Annotated in this window: 8 protein-coding genes; 5 read left to right on the top strand and 3 right to left on the bottom strand. The window is 40.4% G+C overall.

Going from position 1 to position 14,659, the window contains the following annotated elements; all coding sequences use genetic code 11:
• Positions 1–101: 101 nt before the first annotated feature.
• Both V7K73_RS07700 and V7K73_RS07695 read right to left on the bottom strand, forming a co-directional pair.
• Entirely contained in the window at positions 102–1,124 is a 1,023-nt protein-coding gene (locus V7K73_RS07700) for a GTPase (RefSeq protein WP_334878663.1), read from the bottom strand.
• A gap of 191 nt (positions 1,125–1,315) precedes the next feature.
• A complete protein-coding gene (locus V7K73_RS07695; protein WP_334878661.1) occupies positions 1,316–3,529 on the bottom strand; it encodes a phosphoketolase in 2,214 nt (737 codons plus the stop codon).
• Positions 3,530–4,506: 977 nt separating this feature from the next.
• Here V7K73_RS07695 and V7K73_RS07690 point away from each other — a divergent pair.
• The 5 genes from V7K73_RS07690 to V7K73_RS07670 all read left to right on the top strand — a co-directional run bounded on the left by V7K73_RS07690 (position 4,507) and on the right by V7K73_RS07670 (position 10,854).
• Positions 4,507–5,883, top strand: a complete 1,377-nt coding sequence (locus tag V7K73_RS07690) for a cytochrome P450 (RefSeq protein ID WP_334878659.1) — start codon at positions 4,507–4,509, stop codon at positions 5,881–5,883.
• A 101-nt stretch (positions 5,884–5,984) separates the two neighbouring features.
• Entirely contained in the window at positions 5,985–6,725 is a 741-nt protein-coding gene (locus V7K73_RS07685) for an LmeA family phospholipid-binding protein (protein ID WP_334878657.1), read from the top strand.
• A gap of 186 nt (positions 6,726–6,911) precedes the next feature.
• The gene (gene crtO / locus V7K73_RS07680; RefSeq protein WP_334878655.1) at positions 6,912–8,606 is read left to right on the top strand and encodes a beta-carotene ketolase CrtO; all 1,695 of its coding nucleotides are present in this window, start codon (positions 6,912–6,914) and stop codon (positions 8,604–8,606) included.
• A gap of 529 nt (positions 8,607–9,135) precedes the next feature.
• Complete coding sequence (locus tag V7K73_RS07675; protein WP_334878653.1) at positions 9,136–9,879, top strand: tetratricopeptide repeat protein; 744 nt, start codon at positions 9,136–9,138, stop codon at positions 9,877–9,879.
• A gap of 78 nt (positions 9,880–9,957) precedes the next feature.
• Positions 9,958–10,854, top strand: a complete 897-nt coding sequence (locus tag V7K73_RS07670) for an SDR family oxidoreductase (protein WP_334878651.1) — start codon at positions 9,958–9,960, stop codon at positions 10,852–10,854.
• Between the two features lie 745 nt (positions 10,855–11,599).
• On the opposite strand, the gene gcvP is transcribed toward V7K73_RS07670, so the two are convergent.
• The gene (gcvP, locus tag V7K73_RS07665; RefSeq protein WP_334878649.1) at positions 11,600–14,545 is read right to left on the bottom strand and encodes an aminomethyl-transferring glycine dehydrogenase; all 2,946 of its coding nucleotides are present in this window, start codon (positions 14,543–14,545) and stop codon (positions 11,600–11,602) included.
• Positions 14,546–14,659 lie beyond the last annotated feature (114 nt).

The following is a 14,659-nucleotide window of genomic DNA, read 5'->3' as shown; positions in this document are numbered from 1 at the left end:
ATACAGGGCCATTGGTTGCTGTAATTAATCGCCGTGACCAGTTTCATAGCTGGATAACAACACAGTGGTGGATTTTATTCTTATGTTACGTGCTGTTAAAATTATGAAAATAGGGAAAAAATAAAGTCAAGACCGTAACCTATTACACCACCTATTGTTTCACCTATTGTTTTGCCTACTGAACCACCAAATATAGAACCAAGGGAGCCGCATATTTTTTCCAAAATAGGAACAGTACTAAATAATTTACTTTTAATTTCTTCCGTTTGTTGGCCATTCAAATTAATCTCTGTCTCCCTGGTATCATTTTGTTCGGAATTGTCCGAAATATTTTTTTTAGACCGATTTTTATCTTTTTTAACTGTTTTATTTATTCTTGTAACTGTTGCTAAAAAAAATGGCACAGCACCTCTATCAGACATTTTTTTAAATACTTGTGTATAAAGTTCCTCCAACCATCTCTTACCATCTGGGGTAGTTTGGCTCTTATTATCTACTGCAACTGATGGAATAGTGCTGGCTACTTCATCACCCGTATACTTTGCAATTTCCTTTTGAATACGTTTTGTTCTTTCTTGTAAATCTATTACATAATTATCTGCTTTGTTTGCGCGTGTAAAAATAATAACGGCATATTTCCATACATCTTGCGTAAATGCCTCTGAAATAACTTCTATGCCTCGCATTTCATCGGCACTAACTCTTGCCTCATCAAGACGAGTTACAAAGCATAATGAATCAATTTGTTTTACTTTATTTCGTATATGTTCTATATACTTTTGATCATTACCCTTTTCTGGAATATTGTCACAAAGACCCGGAGTATCAATTATAGTGAATTTAATACCGTTAATTTCATGCTCGTAAGACTGAACATCTATTGTGGTTGGATCGTAATCACCTATATTACAAATTGGTTCACCCATTAGTGAATTTATAGTGCTTGACTTACCGACTCCTGTACGACCAACCAAGAGAAAAACAAATGATTTCTTATGAGATTCTTGTAGGGATTTAATTAAGGAAAATAAATCATCTATAAATGATGGATAAGCTTTATAATTTATCGAAGAAAACAAGTTTTTTAGATTATTTAATAAATTATTATCTTTTATGACGTTCATGGTGTTTGTATGTTTTATTTACAGTCAATTGACAATAAGAAAAATTCAAAAAATCCATCTAATTAAAGTTAACAAAGCACAATGAATAATAAGAACCGCAGATACACGGATCAAAACGCCAATTTATGGGCATCTATCTGCGTATATATGCGGTTTAAGGTTTAGACTTTTCTAATTATTAAATACCACCCTTAATGAACTAATGCGATCGCACGTTTTGTTAACGCTTCAGCAGTCAATCCATTAAACGCCATCAACTCGCCAGCACTGGCTGTAGTTTCGCCACGTTTCCAAGCGAAAGTATCGCGTTTACAATTACTCCGTAACAAAATTGGTTCTAGCATCCCCGCCGCACCACCAGTCACAGCAATTAGCGCATCACCATCAAATAATTCGGCAAATTTCGCATCATCCAAAAAACCGCCTTCAGGCTCAGAACAGGTATCCCATGCGGTATCATGGCTACGGTACAATTGCCGAGGATTAATCACAGAAATAATCTTCGCACCAATACCTTCAGTTTCTAAGAAAGCAGCAGCTTCAAATACTGGCATTAATGTTAAATCGCCAATTACAGCAAATACAACTTGTCTATCACCAGCGACTTCATGTAATAGCACAGCACCATCGCGCAACCCTTGACGAGTTTGTTCTAAAGTTGTGCGAATTGGCAATGGCGTTTTACTTGCTGTAATCACAATTCCCTTATTCTTAGTTTTCAAAGCCCAGTCATAACAAGCTTGAATACTATTAGCATCAGGCGGAAATAATGGGAAAACATTTCCATTTCGCATCAACGAAGCAAAGTAAGCTTCAATTTCGGGACGTTGGTGAGTCCAACCGTTGCGCCCTTGCTCTAATGCCCCGGCTGTGAATAAAGTAATAGTCGAGGGAGTTTGACGGCGCAATTCTGCCATTGATTGGGTTACAGTTTGCCAAATTGGTAATCCGTTGATGGCAAAAGATTCGTAAGAACACCACAAAGTTCTCGCACCCATTAACGCTAAACCGGCAGCTAAACCGGCACAAGCATCTTCACTCAATGGTTCATAAACTTGTCCGTTTGGTGCTTGAAAATATAAGTCGTCGGTTGTGGGGTGGATAATCTTTAATGCTTGGTTGATGTTGGCAATTCCTGATGCTTCATTACCATCGGCGTTGGTGACAAGGAAATTCTGATCTTTGTTTCCAACTATTCCTACCAATCGTCCCATTGCGGTTGTAGAAACTTTGGCTTCACTTCCAACTGCATATTCTTCTAAAGGTAATTCGCCTAAATCTGGTAATGGAAATTCAAATTCTGTGACTACAGTTTTTGCTGCTGGGCCACCACCGGCACGTTCTGCATTTGTTCTGACTAATTGCCAAGCTTCCGCAGACAAAGCACGGGTTTGCAATGCACTAATAATATGCGGCGCATCTAGCGTATCTTTAGGATACAGGTTGTGAGATTTTGCCCCGCGTGCGTGAACTCCTGCACCTTTGAGTTGTTTAATAATAAAGACGGTAAGTTTACCACCCAGTGCAAAACGCGCTGCTTTATCTACACCAGAAAGGACTGCTTGAGTAAATTCTAGGCGCTTCTCAAAGGAAAAGGCAGTACTATCAACGTAATCCCCTGGCTGGTTTTGATCGTCAAAATCTTTGGCATTCACTAACACCACTTCATCAAAACCGTTACCTTGCCAATATGCTTGCATCTCTGGGTTGGTTTTGAGTGAAACCATGCTGTGATGTTCTTGGCTGTAACCGTTCCACACCAGCACCGGTAAGAAGTTGGTGACAGCAGGATAAGCTGTATGGAAATGCCCGATCGCACTTACAATATAAGGCTCACCCAATCCACCATCCCCAACTGTAAAAGGGAATAACTTATCTTTGTGCAACAGTGCAGCTGCCATTGCAAAGTGTTGCCCTTGTCCCAAAGGCCCCGCAGGTGCGAGAATACCAGGGATGAAACCAGAAAGGTGTCCTAAGAGTCCGTGCTTTTCTCGGAAGCGATCGCGCAATTGTTGAACTGTAAATATTCCCATGTCCTCTAGCGATCGATCCAAGAACATGGCACTATAAAATCCGGGGGCGTGGTGTCCGACTTCGGTGATAATGTTCTTGTATCCCAGCATGACAAGAGATGCGTAAGCTTCTGCTTGACTGGCGAATCCGCCGGGATGCCCAGAAGCTTTACTAGCAGTAACTTGTAAGGTTAGGTAGCGCAGGGCATCAGCAGCAAGTAAAGTTTGATATACAGCTGCTTTGTCTGTGGGTGATGCGATCGCTATTTTGCCCGACTCTATAGCAGGTGTTGCACCATAAGTTTGAAAATCTGGTAAAGCTTCACCAAAATATTGAATTCCTTCAGAAAAATTGGGAAGCGCTGAAGATGCCTTTGGAGAAATTGCAGTCATGCTGAGTACCTTTTGACGATTAGGTGAAACTGTAGATGCTCGTTGAATTTAACAAAAATTTTACATCTTCGAGGTTGTAACAGTTTATTGCTTTTTCGCAACCTCAGTATAAGTAACTTCAATCAACAAAAATTTATCAGTTTCAGTGTTTGTTCCGAAACCTTGCAAATTTACCCAGTAGCGATGCTAACCCAATACGGTTTGGTTAAGAATATTTGTCGGGGTTAGAACATTCGTGTTACCCAACAAACCCCGCTTTTAGGCAAAACCTACGCAGTATTAACCTTTATGGGGATATTTTAATATATTGCAACTCTCCTAAAAATAAGTTTTTAGCTTGCTTATGTACACCAATATAGAACATTTGGGCATTACCAAAAGACGTAATTTAACTGGATGTCCACCCAAAATATTTTGAGGAAGTTTTTTCTGTAAATACTTCTAAAGATTCAAAAAAAATATTATTATTATCCTTGTAAAAATTAATATTAATGATTTGCCAATCCGATTAACTTAGTAATTGGCTCTATAAATTACTTAAAAAATTTAAAAATTATTGTTCTAATTCCTTGCTGTTTAAACGGGAGCATCGCAATGAGTGCTTAAATCTTTTCCCTCACCCCCAGCACCTCTCCCAAATATGGGAGAGGGGAGACATAATTCTAGTTCCCCTTCTCCCATTTTTGGGAGAAGGGGTTAGGGGATGAGGGCTATCAAGGTTTTTGCACTTGACGGGATGCTCCGGTTTAAACAGGGTTACAGAGGGTTCCCCGAATTCCATATGAAAGGAGAGGGAAGACATAATTCTAGTTCCCCTTCTCCCATATTTGGGAGAAGGGGTTAGGGGATGAGGGCTATCAAGGTTTTTACACCTGACGGGATGCTCCCATTTAAACAGGGTTACAGAGGAGCAATTATTAACCAAAACTTATTAAATTCCTTGCAGCTTCCTAAATCGTAAAGGTATTGAATCAACAATGAAAAAACTTGATAATCTACGCACACCAGCATTGCTACAAACTCTACAATTAATTGCTCAACCTACAAAAACATTAGAAAATTATGCTGCTAAATATGGTGATATTCTTACAATGCGGGTAATGGGTTTAAAGTCGCCACCGATAGTATTTTTTAGCCATCCGCAAGCAATTAGTGATTGTTTTGCCATCCCTGCACACAAATTAGATTTTAAGAAAGCAACCCATGTATTTAAACCTTTGTTTGGAGAGAATTCTATTGTATTTCAAGAGGCGCGATCGCACCAACAACAACGGCAGTTATTACTCCCAGCATTTCATGGCGATAATTTAAAATATTATGGACAAGCCATTTGTCAAATAACTGAAGAAGCTACACAGAATTGGACATCAGGTACAGATATTTGTATACACAAGTTAATGTCAAATATCACTTTAGAAATTATCTTAAAAGTAGTATTTGGTATTACTCATGGTGAGCGTTACCAACAATTAAAAGAAAAATTGAGTTCTTTATTAGAAGACGTAACTAAACCTTGGTATTCTAGCCTATTTTTCTTTCCTTTGCTGCAACAAGATTTAGGTGCATGGAGTCCTTGGGGAATTTTCTTAAAAAGACGAGAGGAAATTGACAAACTCATCTATGCAGAAATTTCTGAAAGACGTTGCCAAAATGATGCTGCGCGTACAGATATTCTCAGTATGCTGATGTCAGCGTGTGACGTAAATGGAAAACAAATGACAAATGAGGAATTACGCGATCAACTAGTTTCATTATTGCTGTTGGGTTACGAAACTACATCTGGCGTATTAGCCTGGGTATTTTATTTAATTCACTCTCATATGGAAGTGAAACATCGGCTAATGCAAGAACTAAACACCTTGGATGATCTCACAAACCCTGAAGCAATTACACAATTACCTTATCTCACCGCCGTCTGTCAAGAAACACTGCGAATTCATCCTATTGCTTTAATTTGCACACCACGAATGGTAAAAGATAGCGTAGAAATTATCGGACAAAAATTTACCTCAGAAACAGTTTTAGTTCCCTGTATTTATTTAGCACATCGCCGAAGCGAGACTTACCCAGAACCAGAACAGTTTCGTCCCGAAAGATTCCTCAACCAAAAGTTTTCGCCTTATGAATATTTACCCTTTGGTGGGGGTTATCGCGGTTGCATCGGTGCGGCATTTTCCATGTATGAACTAAAATTAGTAACAGCCATAATATTATCCCATTTTGAACTAACGCTTACTGATAAACGTCCAGTGCATCCCGTCCGTCGTGGTATTACAATTGTCCCTAGCGGCGGTGTAAAAATGGTTGTTACCAAAATAACAAAACTTAAAAGACGAACAATACTTTCTACTTGATTACTCAATCCTCCAATTTGCATATACCGGAATGTAGATTCATTCTTAGTATCTAGCCTTTACAGTAAATAGTAAGAAGACATTTAGAAGATGATTAATTCATGCCTGATGAGCATCGGTTGGAAGAACAATTTATATCCCAAGAAGCTGAAAAAATAATATCTGAAAAGCTAGATGACGCAGAGAAAATAGAAATAGATGTACAAACCGATCTGTTGAAAATAGTTCAGGGACAAGCGGATGGAGTTTCGGTTGCTGGTGTTGGATTAGTAATCCAAGAAGATATTCGCGTACAAGAAATCAAACTGCAAACAGAAAGTATTAACATCAATCCCTTCAGCGCTATTTTTGGTCAAATAGAACTCAATGAGCCAGTAAATGCCACTGCTCGGATTATACTCACAGAAGTAGATATGAACCGCGCCTTGGCATCAGACTTTGTTAGCAGCCAGATGCAAAGCTTTGATTTGGATGTAGATGGCACAATTGTGAGTTTTGAAGCAGAAAAAATTGAAATATTTTTACCTGGCGATGGCAAAATAGAATGTAAGGGAAGAGTACTGTTAAAGGAAAAGGGAAATACTCGGCTTTTGGCTTACACTGCGATCGCACGTCCACGAACTCATTCAGAACCCGCGATGCTGGAGAGTTTTAACTGCACTGAGGGAGGAGGAATTTCTCTAGAAGTAGTTACAGCTTTAATTCACAAAGCCAAAGAATTGATGAATATACCGTATTTTAAATGGGAAGATATGGTGTTTCATATTAAAGATATAAAAGTAGAAACTGGTAGTTTAGTGCTTCTCGTAGAAACTAAAATGAAGCAAATACCATCATATTAACAATTAAAAATTAAAAATTAAAGACATTTCAGAGGGAGATTTAAACCTCACCGAAAACTGATGCTACATGTAGATATTGGGGTGTTAAATCCTTCAATTTACCATAATTTTTGTTACTGAAGGATGATGTAAAAGTAGTAAAATGTTTCTACTATTTAGAAACCTACTTATTTCTAAATTCCAACTATGCAAGAGTATGATGTTGTGCTAATCGGTGCTGGACACAATGGTTTAGTTTGTGCAGCTTATTTGCTGAAAGCTGGTTATAGCGTCCTGTTACTAGAAAAGCGTTCTGTTCCAGGTGGTGCAGCAACAACTGAAGAATGTTTACCACAAGAGGCTCCTGGATTTAAATTTAACTTGTGTGCTATTGACCATGAATTTATTCACTTGGGGCCAGTTGTTGAAGAATTAGAACTAGAAAAATACGGTTTGCATTATTTGGAGTGCGATCCAGTTGTTTTCTGTCCTCATCCTGATGGCAAGTATTTCTTAGCACATAAATCGCTAGAAAAAACTTGTGCAGAAATCGCTCGTTATAGTGAACGTGATGCTAAGAAATACGCAGAATTTGTCGATTATTGGCAACGAGCGATCGGTGCAATGGTTCCTATGTTTAATGCACCGCCAAAGTCAATTATAGATATCGTTGGCAACTACGATATCAAAAAATTAAAAGATTTATTTTCGATGATTGGTTCCCCAAACAAAACGCTGGACTTTATTCGCACAATGTTAACCAGCGCTGAGGATTTACTTAACGAGTGGTTTGATGAGGAATTTCTAAAAGCGCCACTAGCAAGATTAGCAGCAGAACTTGGTGCGCCACCATCGCAAAAAACCCTTGCCATTGGTGCAATTATGATGGCGATGCGTCACAATCCGGGAATGGCCAGACCACGCGGTGGAACTGGCGCACTTGTGCAAGCTTTGGTGAAATTAGTCACAAGTAAAGGTGGCGTTATTCTGACAGATCAGCATGTTGAAAAAGTTTTAATTGATAATGGAAAAGCTGTTGGTGTACGAGTCGCTGGAAACACCGAATATCGCGCTAAATACGGGGTTATTTCTAATATTGATGCCAAGCGGTTATTTTTGCAAATGACTGATAAAAGCGATATCGATGGAGCCGATCCTAACTTATGGGAAAGATTAGAACGCCGCATCGTTAACAATAACGAAACTATCCTCAAGATAGACTTAGCTTTAGACGAACCACTGCGCTTTCCATACCACGCCCATAAAGACGAATATCTCGTTGGTTCTATCTTAATTGCCGATTCTGTGGCTCATGTCGAACAGGCTCATAGTAAATGTACCTTGGGAGAAATTCCTGATGCTGACCCATCAATGTATGTGGTGATGCCTAGTTATTTAGACCCCACATTAGCGCCACCAGGTAAGCACACTGTATGGATTGAGTTTTTTGCCCCTTATCAAATTGCTGGTGCAGAAGGCACTGGTTTAAAAGGTACTGGTTGGACAGATGAATTGAAAAACAAAGTTGCAGATAGAGTGATTGATAAATTGGCAGACTATGCACCAAATGTCAAGAATGCAACTATCGCCCGTCGTGTAGAAAGTCCAGCAGAATTAGGAGAAAGATTAGGTGCATATAAAGGGAATTATTACCATATTGACATGACTTTAGATCAGATGGTATTTTTCCGTCCCTTGCCAGAAATAGCCAACTACAAAACGCCAATTGAGAATTTATTTTTAACTGGTGCAGGAACTCATCCAGGTGGTTCGATTTCGGGAATGCCGGGACGCAATTGTGCGCGTGTATTTTTGCAAGCAAAGCATCCCATTAGCCAAACTTTGAAGGATGCGCGAGATTCAATTAAGTCAACTGTCGAATCAGTCTTTGGCATTAATTAGGTTTTATGTAAAGAGGCAAAAGCTACGAAGTTAGGCTTTGCTTCTTTGCGTTTTGACATCAGTTATGTAGCAATTCTATTTGATTTGCTTTCCACTAAGAGACTCAGATCCCCCACTTCTTGAATAAGTCGGGGATCTTTTTGTTCATAACTCCTACACGGATTGCTATAACAACATAAAGTTATCGTTTTTTAGCTCAAATTGATCTTAATACCAATTCTGTATGAAGATGCGCTAAACCGTATTTAAGTACAAGAAAGAAAAACGAACCGCAAAGTCCGCAAAGAACACAAAGAAAGAAGAAGTTAAGAGGGTTTGGCGCAGGCTCACAAAGAATTGGTAGTAATTGCTTTGTGTGTATTTAACATGGTAATGTAATATACGCTTGATTTTAATAAGCATCTGTAGGTTGTCAAAAAAGCTCTTTCGGAAAAAAATAAGTAAATTAATGGCTTAAAACTAGTGTATTTTGATAATACTGAGAAAACAAAAAATTTTAAGATCATTTTAGAAGTTTTGTAGGTACAGCATGGTTTTTCAGCGCTGCTTGGTTGCATCTGGCTTGATAGGTTTCTTCGCATTTGGCTGTAGTGGTGGGGCAAACTCATCAACAGAAAATACTACAAAAGTTGTGCAAGAAAGTAATGTAACCCAACTTTTTATAGAAGCTAAGGCTACTCAGAAAACAGAATATTTCTTTCATCAAGGTAATAATTTATTAGATGGACAGCGTTACGACGATGCAATAAAAGCATACAACAAAGCGATCGCTATCAAAGTTGAGAATCCTGAAGCTTGGATTAACCGTGGCATAGCCTTAACATCGTTGCAACGTTACCAAGACGCGATCGCATCTTACGACAAAGCGATCGCTATCCAACCCGACAAATATGAAGCCTGGTATAATCGTGGTATAGCCTTAACATCGTTGCAACGCTACCAAGACGCGATCGCATCTTACGACAAAGCGATCGCCATCCAACCCGACAAATATCAAGCCTTAATTAACCAAGGCATTGCTCTAACAAAACTACACCGCTACCAAGATGCGATCGCGTCTTATAATAGAGCGATCGCCATCAAGCCGGATTTGCACCAAGCATATTACAACAAAGCTTGCTCTTATGCTTTAGAAAACAATCTCGAATTAGCAATTGAGAATTTAGACAAAGCAATCGAACTTGTTCCTGATAAATACAAGAAATTAGCCAAAACTGACCCCGACTTTAGCAAAGTACGTAGTGCAAAGCAGTTTCAAGAATTACTACAATAGGATTTTGTCACCACCATTGAGTGTAAAATATCAACTTGCTGTAGCCAAGATTTTTTCTTGAGTGGTTTACAATAAGACATGAAAAAATTGTTAATCACCGGAGCAAGTGGTTTTTTAGGATGGCATCTTTGCCAGCTTGCCAAAACAGAATGGGAGATTTATGGCACTTATTTATCCCATCCTTTAGAAATTCCTGGTCTAAAAATGTTAAAAGCAAATTTAACAAATTTTCAGGAATTGAAACGTATATTTAATGATATCAAACCATCAGCAGTTATTCATACTGCGGCACATTCGCAACCCAATTTTTGTCAAACGAACCCCAAAGAATCCCACGCAATTAACGTCATTGCATCCTGCAATATTGCCGGACTTTGCGCGGATAATTCTATTCCTTGTGTTTTTACCTCAACCGACTTAGTTTTTGATGGTTTGAATGCTCCCTATCAAGAAACAGATGCTGTGTGTCCTGTCAATCTGTACGGTGAGCAGAAAGCGATCGCAGAAGCAGATATGCTAGAAAGATATCCCATGACCGCAGTGTGTCGAATGCCGTTGATGTTTGGTGCAGCAACACCCACAGCGAAAAGCTTTATTCAGCCATTTATTCAAACTTTAAAAGCCGAAGAAGAATTAAGTTTATTTATCGATGAATTTCGCACCCCAGTAAGTGGCACAACTGCCGCCAAAGGACTTTTATTAGCATTAGAAAAAGTTAACGGCATCATTCACTTAGGCGGAAAAGAGCGGATTTCGCGTTATGATTTTGGACAGCTATTAGTAGAAGTATTTCAACTTCCCGCCAGTGGTCTTAAATCCTGCCGACAACAAGATGTGAAAATGGCAGCACCTAGACCAGCAGATGTTTCTTTGGATAGTTCCAAAGCATTTGCATTGGGGTATCAGCCTTTATCTGTAAAGGAAGAATTAGAGGATGTTTGTAAAGTCTTAATTCATACTAGCCCTGGCGACTAGAAGTCGCGGCTATACAGACAAAACCCACGGAGGTGGGTTTGAAACCCTTGATTTTCTGTTACTCCACGGAGGTAGACGTTGCTTGTGTAGTAGCGAATTTTATTCACCCAATACTTTTCAAACATCCTCTTATATCGTGTCCGGCTAAAGACTTATCATTTAGATCGCAGTTCTTGCAGTTCTTGCTGGGGAAAAGAGGCTTTTCCGATTTTTGCACAGATGCGGTAATCATAAGTGATTAACCGGACTTGATAAGTAGGTAGGCGTAATTAAATATAAGATAAAACCTCACCCTCAATCCCTTTCCGATATTTTGGAGAGGGAAGCCGGATTGAGCGTGAGGTTTTATATTTAATTTGACCCACTTACTTGATTATAGAAGTTAGGAGTCTTAACTCCAAACTCCTAACTCCAAACTCCTAACTCCAAACTCCAAACTCCTAACTCCAAACTCCTAACTCCAAACTCCAAACTCCAAACTCCTAACTCCTAACTCCAAACTCCAAACTCCTAACTCCTAACTCCAAACTCCAAACTCCAAACTCCTAACTCCAAACTCCAAACTCCAAACTCCAAACTCCAAACTCCAAACTCCAAACTCCTAACTCCTAACTCCTAACTCCTAACTCCAAACTCCTAACTCCTAACTCCTAACTCCTAACTCCAAACTCCTAACTCCAAACTCCAAACTCCAAACTCCAAACTCCAAACTCCAAACTCCAAACTCCTAACTCCTCACTTGATTTTAATAAGCATCCATAGGCAGACAAGAACAAACAAAATTCCTGTCGCCAAAAGCCGCATCAATGCGGCCGACAGCCGGCCAGAATTTATACTCACGAGTCCAAGGCGCAGGATAGGCAGCTTGTTCACGAGAATAAGGATGCTGCCATTCTCCAGTGATGAGACTTTCAGCAGTATGGGGTGCGTTCTTCAAAACATTATCTTGGATATCCACCTTACCTGATTCAATTTCGGCAATTTCTTGGCGAATAGAAATCAACGCATCACAGAAACGATCCAACTCTTGTTTAGATTCACTTTCTGTAGGTTCCACCATGATTGTACCCCCTACAGGCCAGGAGACAGTCGGCGCGTGGAAACCATAATCTATTAGACGCTTGGCAACATCATCAATTTCGATCGCAGCTGATTTTTTGAGCGATGGCGAAGCGCCTCGCAAGCTACGCAAATCTAAAATACATTCATGGGCAACTAGACCATTTTTCCCCTGATACAAAACCGGATAGTAAGATTCCAGTCTTTTAGCGATGTAATTAGCATTGAGAATCGCCACCTTAGTTGCTTGGGTCAAACCATCTGCACCCATCATGGCGATGTACATCCAAGAAATCACCAAGATACTAGCACTACCCCAAGGCGCAGCCGCCACAGCACCAATACGTTGGGAATTAGAAATTTCTTCCCCAGTCCCCACAACAGGGTGTCCAGGCAAAAATGGCACAAGATGAGAGGCTACGCCAATCGGCCCCATACCAGGACCACCGCCACCATGAGGAATACAAAAGGTTTTATGCAAGTTTAAATGGCAGACATCCGCGCCAATATCTCCAGGACGGCAAATCCCTACTTGGGCGTTCATATTTGCCCCATCCATGTAAACTTGTCCGCCGTGACTGTGGACAATAGCGCAGATTTCCTGAATTGGCTCCTCAAAAACACCGTGAGTCGAGGGATATGTCACCATTAAGGCAGCTAATTCATTGCTGTGTTTTTCTGCCTTACTCTTTAAGTCATCAACGTCAATATTACCTTGTGAATCACAGGCAACTGCCACCACCTTCATCCCGCACATCACCGCACTCGCTGGATTTGTCCCATGTGCCGAAGTGGGAATTAAACAGACGTTGCGGTGTGCTTCACCTCGATTTTCGTGATATTGACGAATTACTAAAAGTCCCGCATATTCGCCCTGAGAACCAGCATTTGGTTGTAGAGAAATTCCCGCAAAACCAGTAATTTCAGCTAACCATGCCTCAAGTTGCTTAAATAACATTTGATAACCCTGAGTTTGCGACCCAGGTGCAAACGGGTGAATCTTGCCAAATTCCTCCCAAGTTACTGGAATCATCTCAGCAGTCGCATTCAACTTCATTGTGCATGACCCCAAAGGAATCATCGATGTTGTTAGGGACAAGTCCTTGCTTTCTAGCTTGTGCAGATAGCGCAATAACTCAGTTTCTGAGTGATAGCGGTTAAAAACTGGGTGGGTGAGATATGTACTTGTACGAGAGAGAGATAGATGGGGAAGAGAGCGAGAAGTTAATTCTTCTAGGGTAAAAGGTAAATCATCTGTACCAGCGAAAATCTGCCAGAGGTCGATTAAATCTTCTGGTGTAGTTGTTTCATTCAGTGAGATACCAACAGCAGTGGCATCAAAAACCCGCAGGTTAATTTGAAGTTCTTCGCTAATTGCCAAAATATCTTTTAAATCCCGTCTTCCCAGTTCTACGCGCAGTGTATCAAAGAAATCTTTGGAACTGATAGTGTAACCCAAACGCTTCAGTCCTTCCGCCAATAGCACTGTTAAAGAGTGGATGTTTTCAGCAATTTGCTTCAATCCAGCAGGCCCATGATAGACGGCGTACATACTCGCCATTACCGCCAGTAGCACCTGTGCAGTACAAATATTACTAGTAGCTTTTTCGCGGCGGATGTGCTGTTCGCGGGTTTGCAAAGCGAGACGTAATGCAGGCTTACCTTGGGCATCCTTTGATACTCCCACAATTCGCCCTGGAACCAGCCGCTTATACTCTTCCTTCGTAGCAAAGTATGCTGCGTGAGGTCCCCCAAACCCCAACGGAATACCAAAGCGCTGGGTGCTACCAACAGCAATATCAGCGCCAAATTCCCCAGGAGGGGTGAGCAAAGTTAAACTTAAAGGATCTGCTGCTACCGTCACCAATGCACCCTTAGCATGGGCTTTTTCTATAAAAGCGCGGTAGTCGTAAATGGTGCCATCACTAGCGGGGTATTGCAGAACAGCCCCAAAAATTTGTTGATCAAAATCAAATGTTTGATGATCGCCGACAATGATCTTAATCCCTAATGGTTTAGCGCGTGTTTGCAACACGTCGATAGTTTGGGGATGGCAATCACCAGAGACAAAATAGGCATTTGCCTGATTTTTACAAACACCATAGCTTAGACTCATTGCTTCAGCTGCGGCTGTTGCTTCATCAAGTAACGAAGCATTGGCAATTTCCAAACCTGTTAAGTCAATAATCAGGGTTTGGAAATTTAGCAGTGCTTCTAGTCGCCCTTGGGCAATTTCTGGCTGATAAGGAGTGTAAGCAGTATACCAACCGGGGTTTTCTAGGATGTTACGCCCAATCACAGGTGGGGTAATACTGTCGTAATATCCCATACCGATGTATGAGCGGAAAACCTGATTTTTGGCAGCAACTTTTTTTAAAAATGCCAGTGCTGCATACTCACTTTCGGCTTCTGGTAACTTTAAGGGTTGCTTCAGCCGAATTGCCTGCGGGACTGTTTGGTTGATTAGGGCATCCAGACTGGAAAACCCCAAAACCTTAAGCATTTGCTGGATATCGTCGGAGTTAGGGCCAATGTGTCTTGGCACAAAACTACTTAGCTTTTGACTTGTTTGACTTTTTTCATCCAGCACTTGCTGCTCATTAGACTTGAGAAGAGGGGCGTTCAATACCACAAATTACTCTCCAGACGGTACTATTTCATATTTTGCAATAAATACTCATCAGAAGTAGGTCTAACTTTTCAATTCATCTAAATTTCATGACTTTCGGGTGGAGGGGGAGATGAG

The sequence above is a fragment of the Nostoc sp. genome (assembly GCF_036916975.1).
Classification (GTDB): domain Bacteria; phylum Cyanobacteriota; class Cyanobacteriia; order Cyanobacteriales; family Nostocaceae; genus Nostoc.
Note: the sequence above shows the minus strand (reverse complement) of the source record. Positions and strands in the feature narration are given on the sequence as shown.